The organism is Lachnospira multipara ATCC 19207, from assembly GCF_000424105.1.
Classification (GTDB): domain Bacteria; phylum Bacillota; class Clostridia; order Lachnospirales; family Lachnospiraceae; genus Lachnospira; species Lachnospira multipara.
This window is the reverse complement of sequence record NZ_AUJG01000010.1, coordinates 1-23,768: the sequence shown is the minus strand read 5'-3', so window position 1 is coordinate 23,768 and position 23,768 is coordinate 1. Positions and strand designations below refer to the sequence as shown.

Genomic DNA, 23,768 nt, shown 5'->3' with positions numbered 1-23,768 from the left:
CATCGTAACCGCTTAAGCGGTTACGACATTGCCTTAGGCTGCCTTATTAGCATCGATATAATTTACGATAGCTTCAACAGTTGTTAAGTTAGGAATTTCTTCGTCTGGAATTGTTACGTTGCACTTCTCATCGATAGCCATTACTAATTCCATAACGTCTAATGAATCAATACCTAAGTCATTGATTAAATCGCTTTCTAACTTAATCTCGTCTGCATCAAGGCTTAATGTGTCTACAATAATTTCTTTTACGTTTTCAAATGTTGTCATAATAATTACTCCCTTTACTGTTTGATTTTTTTGTTTACAAATTGTTTAACTGAAAACGTTATGACTATAAAACAATTAAATTTTTTTGTCAAGCTAGTTTGAATATCAAAACAGTATACGTATAAACCCTTTAAAACCTAGTTTTTTAAACCACTTCTTAGCGTGGGTTTCCAATCTCGCTCCAGCACTTATTTTGATAGTCAAATAGTTGTATACAATCTATTTATTTTTTTATACAATTTCCTTATGAATTAAAAATATTAGAAAAAAGCAAAAAAATAAACCCGCTTAAAGCTTACGCTTTTGAAGCGGGGGATTGCTTACACTACGTTCAAAAAAGTTTAAATCAGGTTTATTATTTAGTAGTTGATTCTCATCATAAAACTAGCTGCCCCTAAAGGCAGCTAGCCAAGAAATTTTCTATTGTAAGTTTTTTGTAATATTACCCTTGTAACATTAACTTGTATGTTTATTTTTGATCTATATTTGATTAGTCAATTGCAATGTACTTCTTCTCTTCAACCTTCTTAGTTTCAAGCTTCTTAGGTACAATTACATTTAAGACTCCATCCTTGAAGGATGCCTTAATATCGTCATCCTTAATTTGATTTCCGACATAGTAGCTTCTGCAAACCTGTCCAGAATATCTTTCTCTTCTTAGGAAGTTGCCATCCTTATCTTTCTTTTCATCATCTGATTCTCTAGATGCCTCAATGCTTAAGTATCCATCGTTTAGAGAAATCTTGACGTCATTTTTATCATATCCTGGTAAATCGATTGCAAGATCATAGCTTGTCTCTGTCTCTTTTACATCTGTGTTAAGATGTCCAAGACAAGGGCTTACATAGCCAGAAAATAAAGCTGGTGTCTTATCCATGAAATCCTCAAATAAATCATCAAACATACCATTTCTAACCAATAATGAATTTAACATACTCAATTCCTCCTTAATCTTCAAGAGCTATTTTTTAACTTCTGTTCTTATCCTCTTGACAATTATGTTATAACACCTGTTAGCACTCACGTCAATAGAGTGCTAACAAAACATTTTATAAACTTTATTAAGAAAAAATTAAGCCTGCCCTCGAAATCACTCGAAAGGCAGGCTATTACTGCATTTGTAATGCATAGTAAATTCTGTTTTGTTAGTTTAGTATTATCTATTACTATTCTTTTTTCTTATATTTATCTTTTATATTACTCGTTCTTACCCTCTAAGAGCTTTGTGCAAAGGGCTGCAAGAGCTGCACCAATAAGTGGAGCCACAATAAATACCCAAACACACTTAATAGGATCTGAGTTACCATCGATTGCTGCTACAATAGCTGGGCCTAAGCTTCTAGCTGGGTTTACAGATGTACCTGTAAGGCCGATGCCTAGGATATGAACTAATGTAAGTGTTAAACCGATTACAAGACCAGCTACATTACCATGCTTAGCCTTCTTTGATGTAACGCCAAGAATTGCCATTACAAAAATGTATGTAAGAACAATTTCAACGATTATAGCTGTTGCATAGTTGTCGCCAACACCCGATACGCCATTGCTTCCATAACCCCCAGTCATGTCCACAAGCTTACCTGTGTTAAATATAAATGCAAGAATACCTGCACCTGCAAGTGCACCTAAAATCTGAGCACAAACGTATGAGCAGAAATCCTTAATAGATAAATCTCCCTTAATTAAGAAAGCAAAAGAAACTGCTGGGTTTACATGGCAACCTGAAATGTTACCAATTGAGTAAGCCATAGCTACAATTGAAAGGCCAAAGGCAAGAGCTGTTAAAATATAACCTCCACCCATTACAGCGTTACAGCCAACAAGCATAGCAGTTCCACAACCTAGTGTCACAAGTACACATGTACCGATTAATTCGGCAATAAATTTTTTCATACTTATCCCTCCCGATAATCTTTTTAGAAATAATTATTTAGTTTTAGATAACACTAGGTTAAGTATATCATTTATATTTTTAGAAATAAACATTTATTTTAAACTATCGTAAAATTCATCCATTGGAATAGGCCTTGAATAATAATATCCCTGAATTACATCACAGCCTAAGCGAGTCAAGAGATTTAGCTGTTCCTTGGTCTCAACCCCCTCTGCAATAACCGTCATTCTAAGGGATTTTAAAAGCTTAATTATACCCTCTAAAATTATTAGGCCGCTTTCTTTATTTGAATCTTCCCTAACAAAATTCATATCAAGCTTTACCACATCAATGGAGATTTTCTGCAGCATATTAAGAGATGAATAACCACTTCCAAAGTCATCAATCTCCACTAAGAAGCCGTTTCGCCTTAGATCCTTTACAACTCTAATTAACTTCTCGTCTGAAGCAATAGCACTTTCCGTAATCTCAAGTCTAATTAGGTCATGAGGAATATTATATTTCTTTGTTAATATGCAAAATGCATTGTTAACATTTATCTTATCAAAGTCCTTGCAAGAAACGTTAACTGCAATTGGCACTACTTCTGACTTGTTGTCGATACATTTTCTTAAAAATCTACAAGCCTCTTCCCAAACGTAATAGTCCATCTCAGTTATATAGCCATTCTTTTCTAAGATTGGCACAAAATCATAAGGAATCGAAATACCACTTTTCCTCTTTAAACGAACCAAAGCCTCAGCCCCCACTAAATTGCCAGTTTTGCAGTCGTATTGAGGCTGCATATAAACTAGGAACTTGCGCTCCCTAATATACATGGCAAAGTGCTTTAAAATGTGCTGCTCCTTTATTAGGTTTTCCTTCATAACCTCGTTATAAAAGCAAACCTTCTTTTCAAGTCCATCATGCTCAAGGGCCATTCTAGCTCGCTCGCACATAGTTGGCACATCTATTTCTTCCTTATCACTAATCTGATAAATTCCAAAGACGTTGTGAACCACAAGGTCATAATCATCCTTCTTTATCTGAATCCAGGAATGCTTCTTAATTAAGTCCACATCTAGTCTGTCATCTGGCATACAAAGTGCAAAGTGATCTGCCTCTAGCCTACCAATTACCGTATTAGTTTGTGGGAAGTTCTTTAAAATCTCAGCAATTGAGAGTAAAACTTCATTACCCACATCTTGTCCGTAATTTTCATTAATTAATTTAAAGTCCTTTATATCAGAATAAATAATATCAAATTTAATATCCGGATGATTCTCAATTAATTCCTCCGTATATCTATAGAAGGCAGATTTATTGTAGAAGTCCGTGATTTCATCGTGTTCAGCAATATATTTTTGCTTTCTAAAAAGTAATTCTTGGCAGGTGAAATCATTGAAAATCAAAAAGCAGCCCACATAGGATTTCTCTTTAAAAACCCTACCGTAATTGCAATTATATTTTCTTTCCTCATCATTTACCTTTAAATTTATGGCCTTTACAAAGGATTCGCTTAAATCCTCAAGGCCTGATAGGTGCCTATTGCTACTTATGTTAGTCAAATGGCAATTATCCGGATCAATATCAAGCAATTCTAATAAGTCTTTGCCGTTGTCATTAGTCAAATCAAGACGTCCTTTTTCATCAAAAACAAGAACTGCATCAAGAGATGATTGAATTAAGTTTTCCATAATAGCACATCTATTATTGTAATTATCCATAATTTTCTACCTCATCGTCTTCGTAAAATGCATCATCTAGCCTTTCGCCAGAATGATAAGAGAAGTTCCCTATTTCTTTGAAAAATTCGTACTCCCTATTCCATTTTTCTTCTTCTCCGTACAATTCGCCACGGGTTGCATAATTAAAGCATCTAAGTATCTCTGCGGCTCTTTTAATGCCCATCTCCATCTTTTCATTAAAGAGCTTGTAGTCTTCTTTTGTGTAACCATAAAGGTTGTTATTTACATAAAGGGCTGAATGAAAATTGTGTCTATAAATTACATTTTCAAAAGCCTCAAAAAAATTCTCCTTAATCTTAAACTTATCGTTAAAGTGATTCCTTACAAAAGCATAGGAAAAATACATCATATAGACGGAAAGTAGGTTTATCTTTCTTGCATGGTAGGTCCTGCTTACTGCCCTATTAAAGACGCGCATAACCACTTTCTTTTCCATGCCCCAAAGCCTTGTAAGCTGCATTATCTTTACATCTGTCACTTCACGTTTTAAATAATCTCTTACGACATAATTATCCATTGCGGCTTCATATCGAAAATGTTTTCCCAGAGATTTCATCTTTGTATCCTCCTCACACAAACTGTAAACGAGAGGATGAGCGACTGTATCAAGGGCGTAGTGGCCAAGAAAGCCAGCATAGTAAGCAAGGGCTATTCTTCTACTTTCTCCCTTTAATTTCACGCACTCTTTATATAAATTTCTAAGGAAAAGACCGCATTTTTCCTCATGCATAATGCTACCCAAACTTCTCTTTCCAAAGGTTACATTAAAGAAAACGAAATCCGGGCCCTCAAGTCCAAAGCAGTATGCATGTCTGTGGTCTGATATACATTTTTTCAAATATGATATTGGAATTGACTCATAAGCTTTTACCCCACATGTATAGTGAGAAAAATAAGCTGGCATCTAGTCACCTCCTAATATTGCCACTTTTGTAAAGCGGACATTCGGAATCCGCTTCGCTACTTCCTCATGAACGCAGTGGCACTTTGTGCCACCTGTCAGAAGGGGCATTAACCCCTTCTGACACTAGTAAGCTTTATACCCCCGCTTAAAGCTTACGCTTTTGAAGCGGAGGATTGCTTACACTGCGTTCAAGTCCCATAAAGATCCCTAGTTTTGAAATCCTTTTCTGCCTTGATAATAAATTCTTTTAGTGTCTTAGTATAATTTTTTCTATCCACATAGTAACTAAGACAATGATTTGCACCGTCAATTAGTAGCAACGAAGTGTCCTGATTACTTTCGTTGTAGTTTTCTATTGACATGCCAAAGGGGACAAATTCATCTTCTTTTCCATGGATTAATAGTAATGGTGTTGTATTATTTTTCATAGCGTCTGCCACACTAAATGATTTTAATCCCACACCTATTCTTCTACGCACCATTAGATTTAAGACATCCATAAATGGATGTTCCGGTACATGGGCTATATTCCAGCCTGTATAAGCAATAATGTCATATGGCGAACTAAAGCCACAATCAGCAATAATCCCTGCTACATTAAATGGTAATCCATCGGTTCCTGATGCCATAAGTACAGTACTTGCCCCCATTGACACGCCATACAAGAATATCTTCTCGGGCCTATACATTTTATTTAACCAGTTACACCAGCTAACACAATCAAGTCTTTCAAAAAGTCCATAAGTTGTGTATTTGCCTTGACTAAATCCGTGTGCTCTTTGATCTATTAGAAGCATGTTGCAGCCATTTTTATAAAACCACTTAGAAATACCTGCTAAATCACGTTCCCAGCTTCCTCTCCATCCATGACACATTACAATAGTTCTCTTTGCATTTGGTGCTTCCACATAGTAGCCAGACAATTTTAAGCCATCAAAGCTGTTAATGGTGCCCACTGGTACTGCGTGGCATTTTAACCAAATTCTCCCCTCTTCTATTTCCTCTTCCCAAGGAGAGCCCTTTCCTAGTCTAGGGAACTTTTCTAGCGTCTTTCTCTCAAAAGCTGCATTAAAAAAATACCTAGTGGCTCCATATAATCCTAAAGCTACAGAAGCAGAAGCTCCAATTAAAACTTGTTTATAAGTCTTCATTTTAAGCCTCCACCTTACGTTTATTTTGTTATGTCCTCACGATTAGAATACTACTAATAATATAACAAATATATCTGAAAAAGTCCACCTGTATAAGCTCCTACAAATAAAGCCACGCCCTCTAATCCCTTAAAAGGACTAGAAAAACGTGGCTTTTCTCCATCTATAAAATTTTAAATATAATCCTATAATCTTGTTGTATACTTTTCAAGGTCAATTACCTGAGTTGCAAGACCCTCATAGAATTCTGGCTCATGACAAACCATAAGCACTGAACCCTTATATTCCTTAAGAGCACGCTTTAACTCATTCTTAGCGTCCTGGTCTAAATGGTTTGTAGGCTCATCAAGTACAAGTAAATTAGACTCTCTATTAATAATCTTACAAAGTCTAACCTTAGCCTGCTCACCACCGGATAAAACTCTTACCTTACTTTCGATGTGCTTAGTTGTAAGTCCACACTTAGCAAGGGCTGAACGCACCTCGTACTGAGTAAAACCTGGGAACTCCTCCCAAATCTCTTCAATACAAGTTGTTTCAATATCCGGTCTTGTCTCCTGCTCAAAGTATCCAATCTCTAAATAATCTCCAAGCTCAACACTACCTGAAATAGGCTTAATCTGGCCTAAAATGCTCTTTAAAAGTGTTGTCTTACCAATTCCGTTTACGCCTCGAATTGTAGCGATATGACCGCGTTCCATCTCAATATTAATAGGCTTTGAAAGGGGCTCATCATATCCAATTACAAGGTCATGAGTTTGGAAAATGTATCTAGAAGGTGTACGTGCCACCTTGAAGTTAAATTCTGGCTTAGGAGCTTCCTTTTCAAGCTCAATAATATCCATGTTATCAAGCTTTTTCTGGCGCGACATAGCCATATTTCTTGTAGAAACTCTAGCCTTATTCCTAGCAACGAAATCCTTAAGGTCAGCAATTTCCTGCTGCTGCTTATTATATGCAGCCTCAAGCTGAGACTTCTTCATCTCGTAAACTTCCATAAACTTGTCGTAATCGCCCACATATCTGTTAAGCTGTCTGCCATCCACATGATAAATAAGATTTACAACCTTATTAAGGAATGGAATATCATGGGAAATAAGAATAAATGCATTCTCATATTCCTCTAAGTATCTTGTAAGCCAAGCAATGTGTTCCTGATCTAGGTAGTTTGTAGGCTCATCAAGAAGTAGAATATCAGGCTTTGCAAGAAGTAACTTACCAAGTAAAACCTTAGTTCTTTGACCACCAGAAAGCTCTGTAACGTCCTTATCAAGTCCAAGCTCTAAAAGGCCTAGAGCTCTTGCAACTTCTTCTACCTTAGAATCAATTAAGTAAAAATCTCTGTTAGTTAAGACATCCTGAATAGTACCAAGCTCTTCCATGTACTGTTCCATTTCTTCTTCACTAGCATCACCCATCTTAGCGCAGATGTCATTCATATGATTCTCAAGTTCAAAAAGATCATCAAAAGCCATCTTTAAAACTGCCTCAATAGTCATGCCCTTCTCAAGGACTGCATGCTGGTCAAGATAACCAACCTTCACATTCTTAGCCCATTCAATCTTACCTTCATCAGGCATGAGCTTACCTGTAATTATATTCATAAATGTTGACTTACCGGCACCATTATTACCAACATAGCCAACATGTTCTCCCTTATTCAATTTAAAAGATACATCTTCAAAAATTGCTCTATCACCAAATCCATGGGATAAATGCTCTACTGTTAAAATACTCATAAATACTCCTTTTTAATTAGCGTAGCCGTAAAATTATATCATATTAGAAAATTTGTCTCAATCTTAATTTAGTGATAAAAATAAAAATTAATAGCCGAATTTTGACCCAGTTTTGACCCAGTTTTTAACTCATTTATATCCTTAATAAAATAAAAATGCACGAGGGACAAAAGTCCTTCGTGCATTCCTGTTAGGGTGCAACACCCTAACGTGGGAATGTTTCCATTCTCCGATATGTAGTAAATGTGTCTTGTAAGCTTAGGAAAAAGTTTCTTAATCTCCTTACTAAGAAACTATTAGCTTAAAAAAACGGGATTCTTCTTCCCCTCTACCGTTATGAGGAAGGAAAATGATTTATTAATTACTGCTCATATTACGTTTACCTTCAATAAATCCCTCACCAAAAACCTCACTGGTCTCAGTGATCATTATGAAGGCATGAGGATCTGCTTTATGAGCCAAATCAGTAACCGCATAAGTCTGATTCTTTGAACATGCACACAACACAACGTCTCTATCATCACCGGTATAACTACCTATGGCTTTGATGATGGTAGATCCACGATCTGTCATGGAACCTATCATGTCCGTTAGCTCTTTACTACGAACAGTAATTATTATTATCAACTTACCTGCTCCCATACCGTAAAGGATCTTGTCCATTACGATGGAACAAGTAAATGCTGATATCAAACCGTAAAGTACTGAATCAATGTCCTTATAGATGAGACCACCTGCTGCAATGACAATGAAGTCAGTAACTATTGTTACGAAGCCAAAACTAAAATATGGCTTCTTTACCTTGACTGTCATAATGAGGAAATCCATTCCTCCTGAACTTGAACCTCTCATATAAAAGAGTGCCATTGATGCACCAAGGCAAACTCCTGAGAATAACGAAGCTGTTATTCTGCTTCCTGTATAAAGAGGTGTCATTGGGGCAATGACATCAAGGAAGATAGTACAAAAAATAAGTGTCTTAGCCGTCTTAAATAAGAACTTCTTACCAACAACCTTATAACTTAGAATCACCAGCGGTATATTAAATATCAAAGTAAAGATACCAACTGGAACCGAATACAAATAATTAAAGATTAAAGCGACACCTGATACACCGCCTGGTGTGAAATCACCCATCTTTGCAAATGTGTAATAACCAACCGCGTATAAAAAGCCGCCCAGAATATCAAATAGGATATCCACAAGTGTACTACCGATTCTTTTTTCTAGTTTCTGCATATATGCCCCTCCACAAAAATAAAAAATAGTTAAAACTACAACTACCGCGTGAGCCAATACTCAACGATTATTTTTTGGGGAGCGTTTCTGCAATCCTGCCAAAAAAGTTATCACGCTTTCTTAACAAGCTCGGGAAAAAGGACAAAAAAAATAAGCGCTCTTCCCTTCGCCTAAGCTATTATAACACCCGTGCAATATTTTGTCACTAATGTTTTTTTATTCATACTATGCAGTATTTATGCATATTTATACATAATATTCACGCTGTGAGAACGGTTCCATAAATGCACATTTTAAGGCATTTGTTGTCATAAATCGTCAAGCATATTAAATTTTTAAAAAGAATATTTTTATTAAAATATTCACTCTATTTTGCTATCACTTTATTGCAAAAAAGTACGCATTTTGGCGCATTAAAGCGATAACTTTATGGGTTATTCCTGCCCCTGTATTTGGATGCATAGATGAATAAAATACATCAATAATGAATAAAAATACCAAGGCAATCAAAATTATTGACAGAATTCTAGAATCCATCTTTTTTAGATGTCCTTCTATATATGGTATAAGCCAGTAAACAACGGCACATCCCCCAATTCCAAATATAATTAAGCCCTCAAGACAGATTCTTCCGTTTAGATTTAAATAGTAACCATTATATGACCACCATCTAAGTCCTGTGGCAAGTTCCATCAAATATGAGGTTGTATACTCGATTATTCCGCTTATGATTACAATAAAGATAAACTCTCTTAATGGTTTAGCCCTAAATCTGTAACCTAATGTAATGGAAACTACAGCTCCAACTCCATAAATTGGAATCCACGGACCGTTTAGTGCGCCTCTATTTACAAAGCTTCCTTTTTGAATCAAATGTAACATTCCCTCCCAGGTCCAGCCAACAAAGCAGCCAATAAAGAAGATAGATACAATTGAAAACATAGAATACATGCGAATGTAATCTGCCTTCATTCGTCTTTCCTTATATGGAAGGCTTGATAATCTCTCTGGGTAGATTTCTCCATTTTTAATCTTGTTATAGTCATCAACCGCAGCAAAAGTAAGGCTTAGACTCTGCTTTAGGCGGTTATATCTTGAGTTTCTAAAGCTAAGGCCTAGATTATCCTCAAACCACTTAAAGATTCCCGTACTTTCCTTATAATCGTTTTCATCAAAGGACTCACCCCTTTGCTTTCTTAAATTATCAATGGCGCTAGCAAGCCAAAGGTCCGCATCTAAGTCGTAATCCTCACCATCTATGCCCTTGTTGTACTCTAGCACCAAGTCGTTATATTTTTCATTAATCAAGGCCGCATCAGCAATCTCATATAGGTAAATGTCATTTAATAGCGATACATTTTCAAGACCCCTCTCATAAGCTAGGCCTCGCAAATACACATAATATTCGCTAACTGTTGCAATCTTATAGGCATTTACAAAAAGAAGGCCTAGGGCTCCTAAAGTAAAAGACGAAAGCACATACCACAAAATAAAAGACATATCTAGTTTAAAAGCTTCCCACTTGTGGCCTCGCATCATATCTCTTGAAAGCTTAAGTGCCTGTCTTGGCTTAATTGCTGGATTTTCAGCCAAAATGTAGGAAAGCATCTTGTATCTATAATAACTAATTGGAAGGCCCACAATAGTAAAGGTCCATAAAAATAGATATAGGGCCCTTAAAGCCTGCGAAATAGCTACGTTTAACAAACATTTGTTATAAAAAAGATACACTAACTTTTGATAATCCACCTTCTTATAGGTTCTAGCTTCTAGAAAGACTCGTCTGAAGCTCACAGAAAAAGGATTTGTAACCAAAAACCATATTAAAAAATACAGTATCATAAAAATAACCACAAAGATTCTTATGGCTATTTTTTCTGAACTTACAAAGGAATTAATGGACTGTAATACTCTATAAAAAAGCAGACCATCACTTGTTCCGTTAATTAACTGAGCAAGAAAACCCTTATTTCTTGCAAAACTTGTACCAGAACTAGCCTCCTTACTGTATTCAATTTCCTCATTTATGATATCTATAAATTTGTCCGGCTCCATAACCGTTGAAACCTGGACCACCTGTGTAACTTCATCCACCAATCTCCTAGGGGAAACCTTTGAACTGTTAATAAAGGAGCTTGAAAAATCTACTCCTAAAAAAGAGGCCATTAAACAAGCAAATATCAAAATAAAATAATGTTTTCTTAAAACTTTTCTAGCCGATTTTTTTAATTCTTTTCTACTCATATGCATATTCCTTTAAGCTTTCTAGTGTTGTATCTGTAAAGTTTCCACTTTCTAGATATATATAACCTAACATTTAAAACTAATTATGTAAATATAGGACATACATTATAAAATTTCTAGTAGGCCTTTTGCATCCACATTAAGGCTATATTCCTTAACCTTTTCAAACTTTTCCCTCTCGTTTCCTGGAATTTCATAATCAAGTAAATGTTTCATAATCTGATCCACATTTCTAAAATCTCCAATTTCTGCATATTCCTTAATGGCCAAATAGGCTTCAGAGAGCTGTTCTTTTGATATAAGCTCCTTTTTATTGTCATCCTTTAAAGGGCTTAATACATTTTCTAAATCTGCCTTTAATCTCGTAAGTAAAACACATAAGGCGTCATATTCCATATCAAGATTTTTGTAATTTTGGGACTTGCACAAATCCTCTATATGTGCCGCCTGTCCTGAGATTTCAAGGGCTCCAATAAGTTTTAGAGAGCTCTTTAGGCCATGAACTAGAATCTCTAAATTTGCATAATCCTCTGCCTTATAATAACTCTCTAATTTTTCTAAATTGTTAAGAAGTGTGGAATTTATAGTAATTATGCTATTTATAAGTGTATTTCTTGTCATGCAGTTTCTAAGAGCCTGCTCATAATCGATATAACTAATATCTCCAAAGAGGCTTAAAATCTGGCTATCGCTATCATTTTCAAAACTATAAAAATCCCATGTAGCAAAAAGATCCGAACCTGATTTAGCATCATTAGCAACAGCAGATTCTAGGCTAGAGTCAGCTAAATCGTTATTATCAATCTTATCTTCTGGCAGATACTTTATAAGTAGCCTCTCTAATTCCTCGTAAAAAACCGGCTTTGCTAAATAATCCGTAAAGCCTTTTTCTATGTAAATGTCACGCACTCCGTTAAATACATTAGCCGTCAAAACAATGACAGGTGAATTAAAAGATAAGTACTCCTTATCCTCTCTTAGTTTTTTAAGAGTTTCCTCTCCATCCATCTTTGGCATTCTGTGATCTAGAAATATAATGTCGTATTTTTTTAATTTTGCTTTTTCAAGCGCCTCTTCTCCACTAAGGGCAATATCAAGCTTTACATGGCTTCGTGAAAGTAGTCCCTTTACTACATTTGCATTAACCTCCACATCATCCACCACTAATATGTTAGCCTTACTAGCCCTAAAAGCCTTCTTATACTTATTTATTTTACAAAGGGAATCCTCATAGTTTTTAACCACATCCCCGCACTCAAGCCAGCCAACAATTAGTTGCTTTAAGCTAAAGGCAAAGGTAGTTCCAAGACCGTAAACCGACTCTATCTCAAGCTTTGAACCCATCATCTCAAGTAATCTACTAGTAAGACTAAGGCCAAGCCCCATACCCTCAATGCTGCTATTATTGATTTCATCAAGACGCGTAAAAGCATTGTTTAGCTTATATAAGTCTTCCTTTTTGATGCCCACTCCGGAATCTGAAATAATTACATATAGCTCTACATTTTCAGAATCCAACTTCTTAAAATCTATGCGAAAGCTGATGCTGCCTTCCTTTGTGTACTTTATAGAATTAGTAAGTAGGTTAAGTAGGCACTCCTTGATTCTTACCACATCCCCGTACATTCTAAGGGGAATCTCAGGGTTTATGTGAATATCAAAGCACAGGCCCTTAGCCTTGGCCTTCTCATAGGTCAAGGAGAGCACCTCATTTATTAAATTATCAAAGCGATATTGGATTGGATTTATCTTTAAATCTCCTGATTCAAGCCTGCTATAATCAAGAATTTCATCCACTAGGCCAAGTAGCGCCTTTGAAGAATCCTCGATATTTTTAGCGTGGGATATAATTGTCTTATCCTTGCTCTCCCTAATTATCATTTCATTCATGCCAAGAATAGCGTTTATAGGCGTTCTAATTTCATGAGACATGTGAGTTAGAAAACTAGACTTTGCCTCATTTAGTGCCTTTTCCTTTATAATATCTTCCTCCCTTTTTAGCTTCTCTTTTGTATGTCTATTTTGTACAATTATTCTGATTAATAAAAATGTCTCGCAGATTAGAATTAACGACAAAACTATAAATCCAATCCCCATAAGCACCTACTTTCTGCTATCTAAAAAATCGTCGATGCTAAGAATTAACTTGTCTGGCTCCATGGATTTTAATAGATACTTTACTGGGTGCAAACTTAGGACATTCATAACCACGTCTTTTTCTGAATTTCCAGTTAAAAACATAATTGGAATGTCTCTTGTTGAGGGCTCGTCTTGTAGCATCTGGAAAACTTGAGTGCCATCTACTACTGGCATACTCACATCTAGAATAATTAAATCCACCTTTTTCTTAGTTAGAAACATAATGGCATTCATGGCAGAATTAGCCATGTAAACCTTGTATTTTACCGATAGGAAGTCGCTTAGGGCTCGCAAAGAAGAAGGATCATCATCCACAATGAGAATTGATTTCTCTTGCTCGACCTCCTCCTGCTTTAAAACCATCAGCGAAAAATATTTGTACATACTAGACATATCCACCGGTTTTTCAAAGGCATGCTTAATTAAATGCTCTGGAATATATCTGTGGACGTCCCTAATTTCACTATCTGAGGCAATCAAATAAAGCATAACATCATTTGATATTACTGCCTTTTTTATATATTCGAAAATCTTTACATAATCCGTTACTTCGTTCTCAATATACAAGAGCCAAATCTTAGATTCTGACTCTTTTCCCATAATATAAGCAATATCTGAATTCACTGAGATAATATTAAAGCCCTGCTCTTCAAGTCCCTTCTTTATAGAACCATAAACAAAGCCCTTATCATTACCTATAAAGACTATTTTTTCATGCATACATTTCTCCATTAATCTTCAATTGTTCACAGTTAAAATATTAATTATATTATAGCAAATGTAACTAGATATTGCAAAATTTTATAATAATTTTGCTATATTTATGTTCTCACCTTTAATTAGAGCTTCGCCACAATCTTCAAATCTAGAATTTGTAATATTTACATTTGAGATTGTATCCATGCGGCCTTCTAATGGCTCGATCTTTACTGAATGCTTAGCACCAACGCAGTTTACATTGTTGATATTGATATTCTTAAAGAATGGGATGTCTTCCTCATTTTCCTTAGCAATAGTCTCGTTTCTGTTAAGAGAATTTAAAACATAAGACATAGTCATAATTACGCCTTCGTTTTTAATTCCCACCATATTTACATTTTCAATATTAATATTCTCAACTACGCCACCACGACCAAGGGCACTCTTCATTCTAACACCTACGTCTGTGCCAAGGAATGTACAGTTATCAACCCAAACATTCTTAATGCCACGGCTCATCTCTGAACCAATTACAAAGCCGCCATGACCTTCGTTTACAAGACAATCATGGATGTAGATATTCTCTGAAGGGCCAGTGATTGTTCTAGCAATAGCATTCTTTCCTGACTTTAAGCAAATGGCATCATCGCCTGTTTCAAATCTAGAATTCTTAACTTCCACATTCTTGCAAGATTCAATATCGATACCATCGCCATTTTGTGCATGATAAGCGTTGTTTACGTTAATACTATCTACTGTAAGGTTTGTACAGAAATATGGATGAATATTCCAAGCAGGTGAATTCTTAAAAGTTACACCCTGAAGTAAGACCTTATCGCAGTGCTTAAGGCTTATTAATACTGGTCTATAAAAATCATAGTAAGGAGTTGCAAGCTTTAAAACTTCGGCATCTTCCTTTCCTTCAAAAGCTAGCTGGATATTGTGTGTGTTTCCGTCAAATGCAGTCTTTGTAGGAAACCAAACACCGCCCTCCTTAGTATCAAGAACGCAGTCGCTTTTCTTTAAATTCTCCTGCCATGCTCTAGCAGTAAGCTTAAATTCCTTAATAGGTCTCCATTCATCACCGCTACCATCAATTACTCCATCACCTGTAATAGCGATGTTTGTTGCATTAATTGCTGTAATTGGAGATACTGCACGGATACAGTCCTGACCTTCATAATTAGTTACGATTAGAGGATACTCCTCTGGATTTTTAGAAAACTTTAAAATTGCATTTCTTTCTATATGTAACTCTACTCCACTAAGAAGATTTATAGGTCCTGTAATCCATAAACCCGCTGGGATCACAAGCTTTCCACCGCCATTTTCTGATAAATCCTTAATTGCCTTATTAATAACTAAAGCATTGTGCTTACTTGTTTCTAAGTCTGCCTTATTGGCAACTGGCTTATAGTCTAATAAGTTGACTTCTTTTTCCTTAAATACTGGTAATTCTACCTTAAATTCCATCTTCATAAATTCCCTACCTCTTTAATTTCCTTTTATTTTTAATTTTCCTTAAACTTAATAAAGCTTAGATTCTCAAGTGTCTTCATATACTGTGACAATCTTTCATATAAAGGCTCTGCCTTATCTGCATACTTATCTGCCACAAGAATTCCTATATCGTAAATGCTTCTCTTCCCGTCAATCTGTTGCCATATAAAACTTCCAAGTCCCTCTAGCTTAATCTGACTTGTCTTTGGAGTCTTAAAAAGTTTCTGGGCAATCTTATTGTAGAAGCCTGAATTTATCTGTGTTACATAGACAATCTTACCCTTAACTTCCCACTGTCTATCCTCTGGAATATAAGGGATATTGTCTAGATAATTTTTCTTTTTATCCTTAGCTTTTTTCTTAGCCATCTTAAAATTTCACCACTTTCTTTTATTTGTAAAAGCATCGATTGTTTTACTAGTCACTTTATCTATTGTGACATAATAAATAATGAACCGTCAAGGTAAAAAAATCCCCCTCTATCCTTAGATAGAGAGGGAAAATTAAGTATTATAAACTTAGTATCTTTACCGATTACTTCTTATAGTTTTTCTTATCCCAAATTGAGAACTTGAGTAAGCAAAGAATTAAAATAGCAAAGAATACAATACTTCCGATAGCACCAAGGTCAATGCCATGAGCTGTTAAATCAATTACATCAGCAAAAGACTTTCCGCCACCTACTGAAATTACAGCAAACACAGCAAGTAAAATACCAATTAAACCTTCACCAGCTATTAAGCCTGAAGAGAAGAGGATACCCGCTGTTGTAACACTTTCCTTATCGCTATCATCTTTATACTTCTTATGATCAAACCAGTATCTAATAAGACCACCAATCATAATAGGTACTGAAAGGTAAATTGGTAAGTATAAACCGATAGCAACTGGAAGTACTGGAATACTTAATAATTCAATTACAACTGCAATAAATACACCGATAAATACAAGATTCCATGGTAAGTCGCCACCCATAACGCCTTCAACTACAAGCTTCATTAAAGTAGCCTGTGGAGCTGGGAGCTGATTTGTACCAAAGCCCCATGCGTTATTAAGTAAAACCATAACACCTGTCATTGCAAGACCTGCAGCGATTACACCAATAACTTCACCGATCTGCTGATTTCTAGGTGTTGAACCAATAATATAACCTGTCTTTAAATCCTGTGATGTATCACCTGCAATAGCTGCAATGATACAAATTACAGTACCAATCATAATAGCTGTTGTCATACCAAGGCCACCGTCGTTACCTGTAGCCTTTAAAATAACAGTTGTAATGATTAGTGTAGCAATAGCCATACCTGAAACTGGGTTATTTGAGCTACCAACTAAACCTACCATTCTTGATGAAACAGTAGCAAAGAAGAAACCAAATACCACAATAAGGATAGCTGTGAAAACATTAATATGTACTGAAGGAACAGCAACTAATACAACTAAGCAAATAAGAGCGATTAAAAGGATTGTCTTGATGCTTAAGTCCTTATCTGTTCTAAGTGTTGATACTGTGTTGTCTGAATTCTTGAGTGACTTAATATTCTCACTAAATGTTCTGATAATTAGTGGAAGTGACTTAACAAGGGAAATGATACCACCTGCAGCTACGGCACCTGCACCAATATATCTAACGTATGAACTCCAGATTTCATCAACTGACATCTGAGAGATAGCAACTTCTGCTGGGAAAATTGTAGCGTCTGCACCAAATGCTACGATAAGTGGCATAATTACAAGCCAAGCAAGTACACCACCGGCTAACATATAAGCTGAGATCTGAGCGCCGCAAATGTAACCAACACCAAGTAATGCCGGAAGAGTATCTGCGCCAATACCAGAACCCTTATAGCTCTTAAAACTGTATGAGATTTCGCTTGGGAATAGCTTTAATCCATCAGTTAAAAACTTAAATACTGAAGCGATACCTAAACCTGCAAATACTGTAGTTGCAGCGTTACCGCCCTTTTCTCCTGCGATTAATACTTCGGCACAAGCAGTTCCCTCTGGGTAAGGTAAACTACCATGTTCCTTAACGATTAATGCCTTACGAAGAGGAATCATAAATAAAACGCCAAGTAAACCACCACTAATTGAAACAACAGCGATAGCAACTACTGAAAGTGTTACATCATATCCTTCTTCGATCCACATAAAGATTGCAGGTAATGTAAAAATAGCACCTGCAGCAACTGATTCACCAGCGGAACCAATTGTTTGAACCAAGTTATTCTCAAGAATAGAATCCTTTTTAAGGATCATTCTAATAACACCCATAGAAATAACTGCAGCTGGGATTGATGCTGAAACAGTCATACCTACTCTAAGTCCTAAATATGCATTAGCTGCACCAAAAACAACAGCTAATAAAATACCTAAAATAATTGATGTTGGTGTTACTTCTGGCATAACCTGGTCAGCCGCGATATACGGCTTAAATTCCTTATTATCTGCCATAATAAAAGTCTCCAATCTTCGATTTAAATAAATTGTTTGTCTTTGATATAATCTTTTTTATTTGCCTCAAGAAGCTCTGCAACGGTTGTACCAAAAATTGGATGTCGTACCCAAGGTGCAATCTGAGCCAACGGAACCAAAACAAAATCTCTTAAATGCATTTGCACATGCGGTATAATTAGTTCCTTAGTACTCATAACTAAGTCGTCATAAAAAATTATATCTAAATCAAGGGTTCTTGGACCCCAGTGTATTTTTCTTTCTCTTCCTGCCTCGTTTTCAAGTCGATGTAGACAATCTAATAACTCCATCGGTGTATATAAAGTCTTTATTGCTGCACATCCGTTTAGAAAATCGTCTTGACTAACGCCACCGTATGGTAACGTTTCTATGAAATCTGATACATTTTCCACACGTACATAATCTAGATTATCTAACGAATTAATAGCCTCGTCAAGATATTTTTTCTTGTCACCCATATTAGAACCTAACGCAATGTAGGCCTCATGCCAACTTCTTGTAATTTTAACTGACACATTTTTTAATGGAAGTAAAACTGGTGCCCAAGGTTTTTGAATCTCTAATGTAATTCCTTCTAAGCGTTCAGTTTCCATAAGAAGCTTTTGAGCAAGTTTTTCAGCCACAGTTTCAATTAACTCAAATGTGTTCTCCTGCATAAACTCTACTATCTTCTTACTTATCATGCCATAGTCTATGGATGCTGTTAAATCATCACTAAGGCCGGCTTTTCTAGTATTTGTGTAAAGAGTGGCATTTACCACAAACTTTTGTCCAAGGAACTGCTCTTCCTTAAAGACTCCATGTTTTGCAAATACTTCTAAACCTTCTATATTTATCTTGTCTAGACTGTTTAAATCCATATTATTTGCACCTTTCTATTGCCATTGTCATATCGAGAGCTCTTTTATTATCCTTAACATCATGGACTCTAAAAATTCTAGCTCCCTTCATAGCACCAATTACTGTTGTAGCTATTGTACCCTCAAGTCTTTGATCCTTATCTAAGTTAAGAGTTAGGCCAATCATTGATTTTCTTGATGTAGCAAGTAAAACAGGATAGCCTAGTTCCTTTAAAGCCTCTAACTTATTAGTTACCTCAAGGTTTTGCTCAAGGGACTTTGCAAAGCCAACTCCCGGGTCAAGCATAATATTTTCCTTACTTATACCTGCCTTTAGAGCGATATCAATAGACTGCTTCATATCGTTTAGATAGTCTTCAAAGAAATTATCATATTTAGCTTCTTCTCTGTTATGCATAAGGCAAACCGGCTTATTATACTTAGCCACAACTGCTGCCATCTTAGGATCCTTTTTAAGGCCCCATATATCATTAACCAAATCAGCTCCTGCCTTAATTGCAGCCTCAACTACTTCTGACTTATAGCTATCAATGGAAACTGCTACGTCAAACTTTTCCTTAATAGCCTTAATCACAGGAACTACTCGGTTTATTTCCTCTTCATTACTAATAACTGTGTATCCAGGTCTTGTGGATTCACCACCTACATCAATGATTGCAGCACCTTCCTCAATCATATCCTTTGCGTGGGCTACTGCATTTTCTAAAGTATTCCACTTACCGCCATCGCTAAAAGAATCCGGTGTCACGTTTAAAATTCCCATGATGTAAGCTTCATTTTCAAAATCAAATTCCTTATTTCCTATTAACATGTTGCCTCCTAATCTAGTCAACTATTAGATGATTCTTCTTCTCCTCGCTCCATTTACAAGTCTTTGTGGCAAGACAATCAAAACAGGTTCTAGATTTCTTATCTGCCCTATAAAGAAGCCCCGCAAGTCCATCATCTAACATACCCTTTTCGTCTCTATGCGCAGCAATTGCCCCGCAAATGCGCTTAACTTCCTCATTATTAAAACCGCATTCAGGCAATATTTCCTTTGCTAACTGCACACTAGCCTCATTATGTGGGATTTGCTTAGTATATTCTAAAACTCTTCCCAAATCGTGAAGAAGGGCTGTTCCATAGATTATCTCCTTCTCTATTGCCAGCCCTTTTTCTAAGTCCTCAATGTAGGCAAGCCTTGCCACATCTAACAAGTGGTCAATGCCATGCCTACAGTATTGTCTATCTTTTTCAAGCCTTTGCAAATGTAACATATTCTCTTTAAATGTCTCATTTGCCAAAATTCTATTCACTCTCTCCATATTAACCTAACATTCTGTAAAATGTATTTTCTAACTTTTCGTCCTCAAATGCCCCACGCTTTACAACTGTAACTGTCTTTGAGCCTGGCTTCTTAATGCCACGCATTGTCATACACATATGCTCAGCTTCAATATGAACCATAACGCCCTTGCAGTTTAATTCCTTCATAAATGCATCAGCAATCTGATTTGTTAATTGTTCCTGAATCTGTAAACGTCTTGCATAAACTTCAACTGTTCTAGCAATTTTACTTAATCCAACTACCTCTCCGTTAGGAATATAAGCAATAGCTGCTTTTCCATAGAAAGGTAACATATGATGTTCACATAAAGAATAGAAATAAATATCCTTCTCCATTACGATATCTGAATTATCTACATGGAATCTCTTTGATAAATGCTCCTTAGCGTCATCACTATACCCCGCAGCAAGTTCATGGTACATTTTAGCTACTCTGTCGGGAGTTTCAAGTAAGCCTTCGCGATTAACATCTTCACCAATTCCTTCAAGTATAAGTCTTACGCCTTCCTTTATTTTCTCATCATCAAACATTTCTCACACCTAACCTTCCTTAAAAAATACATTTTCTAGATATTAAAAAATACCTAAAAATTCTTCTTTTATTAAACCAACATAATAAAGAGAACCAAATGCTACTATAACATCGTTTTTCTCTGCCTTCTTAAGACTTAAGCTTGCAGCCTCTTTTAGGCTTTCTGCAACTTCCGTCTTTATGCCGTAATTTTCACTAATAAACTTGCTTAAATCACTAGCAGATAGCGCTCTCTTATTTGGTGCTGTTACACATATTATTTCTTTGGCCAATTTTGAAATCTTATTTATCATATACTGATAATCCTTGTCTGCCATAACACCCATAATAAAGATCAATTTCTTGTCTTTAAAATGTTTATAGAGACTTGAGACTAAAACATCAATTCCCTTTGCATTATGTCCACCATCAACAATGACAATAGGTTCTTTATTTATGCATTCAAATCTACATGGCCATCTGCACTCAATTAAACCTTGCCTTACAGTTTCTGCTGTAATCGACTTATAGCCCTTATTCTTTAAAATGTGGGCAGCAGTCACGGCTAATGCTGCATTATAGATTTGATAATCTCCTGCTAAATTGATTTTTAAAGTGCCAATTCCATTCATAGTAAAAGTCTGTCCATCAAGACTTATACAATCAGCCTTCATTCCTACTGGTAATTCTGAGTTATGAAGTCTTGCCTTCTTATTCCTAGCACTTTCTTCAATAACATCCATTACCTCGTCTTCCTGATCACAGGTTAAGACGTCGATACCTTCCTTAATGATTCCGCATTTATGTAATGCAATTTCTGTTAATGTGTTGCCTAAAACTCTAACGTGGTCGAAACTAATAGATGTGAGAATAGCAAGTTCGCAGCTTTCAATAACATTAGTAGAATCAAGTAATCCGCCAAGGCCTACCTCTAAGATACATATATCGCAATCCTGAGATAAGAAGTATAGAAAACTCATAGCTGTAGTAATTTCAAATTCTGTTGGATGGCCTAAACCATCTTTTACCATTTGATCGCAAGCAGCTTTTAAAACTGTTGTTAGCTGTGCTAAATCAGCTTTTGAAATACTTTCATTGTTCACTTTTATAATTTCATTGTAATCAAGTAACGCAGGGGATGAATAGACTCCCACTCTTAAGGATGACGCCTTAAGAATGCTAGATAAGAATGCTACCGTAGAGCCTTTGCCATTCGTTCCTGCAACGTGAACAAACTTCAACTTCTTATGAGGGTTTCCAACATAGTGTAATAAATTAGTAATTCTCTCAAGCCCAAGCACCATGCCATAGCTATTAGTCTCCTTAAGATACGCAATAGCTTCCTCGTAATTCATTGGCATAAAAAACCTCCTTATGTAATTCCTCAACTACATAGGGAGGTAAAACTCTCGGTATGTAGCAGCGGGATGCGACTTTGAAACCGCAAGATACTCTTTTCGTCTAAGTGACAACTCCCTGTTCACATAGCACTTAACGCTTCAAAATCTACTCTGCATATTGTTAGTACTAAATCGTCTTAAAATACAGGCTTTTTAGTACTGATATATACGAACATATAGTAACCATTTTCATATAAAAAAGCAAGAAGATTTTATGATTGTTCTTTATCATTTAATAATTGTGACTATTGCTGATTAGCTTTGAGTTTTATTGATTTCATATTTTGATTTCATATTTTGATTTCTTTCCCTCTCACGGGAAATTTACGGCGGTAGGAACTTGCTCTTGTGCCTTTTGGCTTTTGCTTCCCTTCTTTTAGCCACTGCTCTTCCGGCCTCTCTTCTTTAAATTTTGATTTCTTTCCCTCTCACGGAAGATTTACGGCGGTAGGGACTTGCTCTTGTGCCTTTTGGCTTTTGCTTTCCTTCTTTTAGCCACTGCTCTTCCGGCTTATACCAAGAAATTATAAGGCTACTTTTCGGGCTTTTTGACTTTCCTAAAAGAAACCATGAAAAACAAGCACAAATTTCTCTCACTGTGAAGCTCTCAAAAAAATTTCTAGCTATTGATTTTGGCTGTAAACACCGGATATCAAAAATAAAAGCACAAGATTTCAGAAATCAACTTCCTTCTTCACTAACATCTTGTGGCTATAATCGCAACAATCGGAAATTTTAGTGAAATTTTTATTCAAGAATTTCAAGTAATGCCTGTGTTTTCTATAAAAAAGAGTGCCTAAAAAGCTTCTTATTCTTCTTTCTAGGCACTTTTACTCAATTATTCAATTTTCAACACAATAGGTTTCTAATCTAATTCCACTAGAATTCCTGCTTCAAGCTGAATAGAAGCAATCCAGTTTTCATCTATCTGAATGAACTTGTGATGAACTGCTTTTTCAGCATAAGCCTGATCTATTGTGATTTCATAATCATCATAACTTGGTCGTGTTTCAAAACCATCCAGATAGCTCTCATAATCTGTAAAAACTGGTCTATCTTTATTGGCTTCATCCATAGCACTCATGTCGATACTAATATCAATATCAGGCTTGGCTTCTTGTGTCATCATATCCACCATTCCATCGACATCTACCTCAATTTCTGGCAACTCATCTTCTGGTAATGAAGGTGTTTCCATGACCGGCATTTCTGTAGGAGTTTCTTCAGCTACTGTTTCAGTTACTTCTGTAGCTGCTGGCTCTTCTATTACTTTGCTTACATTCTGTGCGCCCTCGCCATCATCTACAAATTCCACAACTTGAGGAGTTGCATCAGCTAACTCAAAGTTAGAATTTTCAAGTTCTGCAAGAATATCAACATTAGGATCAACGATTTCTATGTCATCAGATTCAATATCTAAAATGTTATCTAATACTGACTTTGTACCTTCAATCTTATCCATTGTTGCTTTTTCAGCTTGTTCTGTGAGTTCAAGCATCTCAGCAACTAGTGACTTAACAGGATTTCCGTTGGCAGCAGTTTCTTCAACAGGAGCTTCGGCTACTGACTCTTCAACTAATGCCTCTGCTACCATCTCTTCAACCGGCATTTCTGCTGTAGATTCTTCTGCAACTGATTCTGCCATCATTTCTTCTACTGGCATCTCGGCTACTGGCTCTTCTGCAAC

At 36.1% G+C, this 23,768-nt stretch carries 20 protein-coding genes and 1 riboswitch; all 20 genes read right to left on the bottom strand.

Annotated features, from left to right (window positions below; genetic code table 11):
• Positions 1–33 precede the first annotated feature (33 nt).
• A complete protein-coding gene (acpP, locus tag G600_RS0108580; RefSeq protein ID WP_027431578.1) occupies positions 34–270 on the bottom strand; it encodes an acyl carrier protein in 237 nt (78 codons plus the stop codon).
• A gap of 490 nt (positions 271–760) precedes the next feature.
• Positions 761–1,204, bottom strand: coding sequence for an Hsp20/alpha crystallin family protein (locus G600_RS0108575; RefSeq protein ID WP_027431577.1), 444 nt, complete (start codon positions 1,202–1,204; stop codon positions 761–763).
• Between the two features lie 263 nt (positions 1,205–1,467).
• Positions 1,468–2,163, bottom strand: a complete 696-nt coding sequence (locus G600_RS0108570; protein WP_027431576.1) for an MIP/aquaporin family protein — start codon at positions 2,161–2,163, stop codon at positions 1,468–1,470.
• A 93-nt stretch (positions 2,164–2,256) separates the two neighbouring features.
• Positions 2,257–3,870 carry a bifunctional diguanylate cyclase/phosphodiesterase gene (locus tag G600_RS0108565; RefSeq protein WP_027431575.1) on the bottom strand — a complete coding sequence of 538 codons (1,614 nt, stop codon included), beginning with the start codon at positions 3,868–3,870 and terminating at the stop codon, positions 2,257–2,259.
• Positions 3,863–4,795 (bottom strand): zinc dependent phospholipase C family protein, encoded by a 933-nt coding sequence (locus tag G600_RS0108560; protein WP_027431574.1) that lies wholly within the window; start codon positions 4,793–4,795, stop codon positions 3,863–3,865. Before G600_RS0108560 ends, G600_RS0108565 begins: the two co-directional genes overlap by 8 nt.
• Before the next feature lie 188 nt (positions 4,796–4,983).
• Positions 4,984–5,946 carry an alpha/beta hydrolase gene (locus tag G600_RS14145; protein ID WP_051195440.1) on the bottom strand — a complete coding sequence of 321 codons (963 nt, stop codon included), beginning with the start codon at positions 5,944–5,946 and terminating at the stop codon, positions 4,984–4,986.
• Positions 5,947–6,131: 185 nt separating this feature from the next.
• Positions 6,132–7,685, bottom strand: a complete 1,554-nt coding sequence (locus tag G600_RS0108545) for an ABC-F family ATP-binding cassette domain-containing protein (protein ID WP_027431573.1) — start codon at positions 7,683–7,685, stop codon at positions 6,132–6,134.
• Positions 7,686–8,042: 357 nt separating this feature from the next.
• Positions 8,043–8,924 carry a YitT family protein gene (locus G600_RS0108540; protein WP_027431572.1) on the bottom strand — a complete coding sequence of 294 codons (882 nt, stop codon included), beginning with the start codon at positions 8,922–8,924 and terminating at the stop codon, positions 8,043–8,045.
• Between the two features lie 378 nt (positions 8,925–9,302).
• Positions 9,303–11,018 (bottom strand): DUF975 family protein, encoded by a 1,716-nt coding sequence (locus G600_RS15065; RefSeq protein WP_242826369.1) that lies wholly within the window; start codon positions 11,016–11,018, stop codon positions 9,303–9,305.
• Positions 11,019–11,273: 255 nt separating this feature from the next.
• Entirely contained in the window at positions 11,274–13,265 is a 1,992-nt protein-coding gene (locus G600_RS14135; RefSeq protein WP_051195439.1) for a sensor histidine kinase, read from the bottom strand.
• Between the two features lie 6 nt (positions 13,266–13,271).
• Positions 13,272–14,027: a response regulator gene (locus G600_RS0108525; RefSeq protein ID WP_027431570.1), complete on the bottom strand. Its 756-nt coding sequence runs from the start codon at positions 14,025–14,027 to the stop codon at positions 13,272–13,274.
• A gap of 81 nt (positions 14,028–14,108) precedes the next feature.
• Positions 14,109–15,485 (bottom strand): glycoside hydrolase family 28 protein, encoded by a 1,377-nt coding sequence (locus G600_RS14130; RefSeq protein ID WP_051195438.1) that lies wholly within the window; start codon positions 15,483–15,485, stop codon positions 14,109–14,111.
• Between the two features lie 32 nt (positions 15,486–15,517).
• Entirely contained in the window at positions 15,518–15,874 is a 357-nt protein-coding gene (locus G600_RS0108515; RefSeq protein WP_027431569.1) for a PqqD family protein, read from the bottom strand.
• A gap of 166 nt (positions 15,875–16,040) precedes the next feature.
• Complete coding sequence (locus tag G600_RS0108510; RefSeq protein WP_027431568.1) at positions 16,041–17,960, bottom strand: OPT family oligopeptide transporter; 1,920 nt, start codon at positions 17,958–17,960, stop codon at positions 16,041–16,043.
• A gap of 23 nt (positions 17,961–17,983) precedes the next feature.
• Positions 17,984–18,841, bottom strand: a complete 858-nt coding sequence (gene folK, locus G600_RS0108505) for a 2-amino-4-hydroxy-6-hydroxymethyldihydropteridine diphosphokinase (RefSeq protein ID WP_027431567.1) — start codon at positions 18,839–18,841, stop codon at positions 17,984–17,986.
• A 1-nt stretch (position 18,842) separates the two neighbouring features.
• Complete coding sequence (folP, locus tag G600_RS0108500; protein WP_027431566.1) at positions 18,843–19,652, bottom strand: dihydropteroate synthase; 810 nt, start codon at positions 19,650–19,652, stop codon at positions 18,843–18,845.
• A gap of 13 nt (positions 19,653–19,665) precedes the next feature.
• Positions 19,666–20,148 (bottom strand): HD domain-containing protein, encoded by a 483-nt coding sequence (locus G600_RS0108495; protein WP_027431565.1) that lies wholly within the window; start codon positions 20,146–20,148, stop codon positions 19,666–19,668.
• Position 20,149: 1 nt separating this feature from the next.
• Positions 20,150–20,701: a GTP cyclohydrolase I FolE gene (gene folE, locus G600_RS0108490; protein WP_027431564.1), complete on the bottom strand. Its 552-nt coding sequence runs from the start codon at positions 20,699–20,701 to the stop codon at positions 20,150–20,152.
• A 42-nt stretch (positions 20,702–20,743) separates the two neighbouring features.
• Positions 20,744–22,042, bottom strand: coding sequence for a bifunctional folylpolyglutamate synthase/dihydrofolate synthase (locus tag G600_RS0108485; protein WP_051195437.1), 1,299 nt, complete (start codon positions 22,040–22,042; stop codon positions 20,744–20,746).
• Between the two features lie 57 nt (positions 22,043–22,099).
• A riboswitch (THF riboswitch) is annotated at positions 22,100–22,197 on the bottom strand.
• A gap of 749 nt (positions 22,198–22,946) precedes the next feature.
• On the bottom strand, positions 22,947–23,768 hold an 822-nt coding region (locus G600_RS15830), incomplete at its 5' end, for a hypothetical protein (RefSeq protein ID WP_027431562.1).

Bases quoted from the DNA above. Each gene is read 5' to 3' on its own strand.
- G600_RS14145 (WP_051195440.1), bottom strand. From the start codon at position 5,946: ATGAAGACTTATAAACAAGTTTTAATTGGAGCTTCTGCTTCTGTAGCT.
- G600_RS0108485 (WP_051195437.1), bottom strand. From the start codon at position 22,042: ATGCCAATGAATTACGAGGAAGCTATTGCGTATCTTAAGGAGACTAAT.
- G600_RS0108570 (WP_027431576.1), bottom strand. From the start codon at position 2,163: ATGAAAAAATTTATTGCCGAATTAATCGGTACATGTGTACTTGTGACA.
- G600_RS0108560 (WP_027431574.1), bottom strand. From the start codon at position 4,795: ATGCCAGCTTATTTTTCTCACTATACATGTGGGGTAAAAGCTTATGAG.
- G600_RS0108515 (WP_027431569.1), bottom strand. From the start codon at position 15,874: ATGGCTAAGAAAAAAGCTAAGGATAAAAAGAAAAATTATCTAGACAAT.
- G600_RS14130 (WP_051195438.1), bottom strand. From the start codon at position 15,485: ATGAAGATGGAATTTAAGGTAGAATTACCAGTATTTAAGGAAAAAGAA.
- G600_RS0108540 (WP_027431572.1), bottom strand. From the start codon at position 8,924: ATGCAGAAACTAGAAAAAAGAATCGGTAGTACACTTGTGGATATCCTA.
- G600_RS0108565 (WP_027431575.1), bottom strand. From the start codon at position 3,870: ATGGATAATTACAATAATAGATGTGCTATTATGGAAAACTTAATTCAA.
- folK (WP_027431567.1), bottom strand. From the start codon at position 18,841: ATGGATTTAAACAGTCTAGACAAGATAAATATAGAAGGTTTAGAAGTA.
- acpP (WP_027431578.1), bottom strand. From the start codon at position 270: ATGACAACATTTGAAAACGTAAAAGAAATTATTGTAGACACATTAAGC.
- G600_RS0108510 (WP_027431568.1), bottom strand. From the start codon at position 17,960: ATGGCAGATAATAAGGAATTTAAGCCGTATATCGCGGCTGACCAGGTT.
- G600_RS0108495 (WP_027431565.1), bottom strand. From the start codon at position 20,148: ATGGAGAGAGTGAATAGAATTTTGGCAAATGAGACATTTAAAGAGAAT.
- G600_RS14135 (WP_051195439.1), bottom strand. From the start codon at position 13,265: ATGGGGATTGGATTTATAGTTTTGTCGTTAATTCTAATCTGCGAGACA.
- folE (WP_027431564.1), bottom strand. From the start codon at position 20,701: ATGTTTGATGATGAGAAAATAAAGGAAGGCGTAAGACTTATACTTGAA.
- G600_RS0108545 (WP_027431573.1), bottom strand. From the start codon at position 7,685: ATGAGTATTTTAACAGTAGAGCATTTATCCCATGGATTTGGTGATAGA.
- G600_RS0108525 (WP_027431570.1), bottom strand. From the start codon at position 14,027: ATGCATGAAAAAATAGTCTTTATAGGTAATGATAAGGGCTTTGTTTAT.
- G600_RS0108575 (WP_027431577.1), bottom strand. From the start codon at position 1,204: ATGTTAAATTCATTATTGGTTAGAAATGGTATGTTTGATGATTTATTT.
- folP (WP_027431566.1), bottom strand. From the start codon at position 19,652: ATGTTAATAGGAAATAAGGAATTTGATTTTGAAAATGAAGCTTACATC.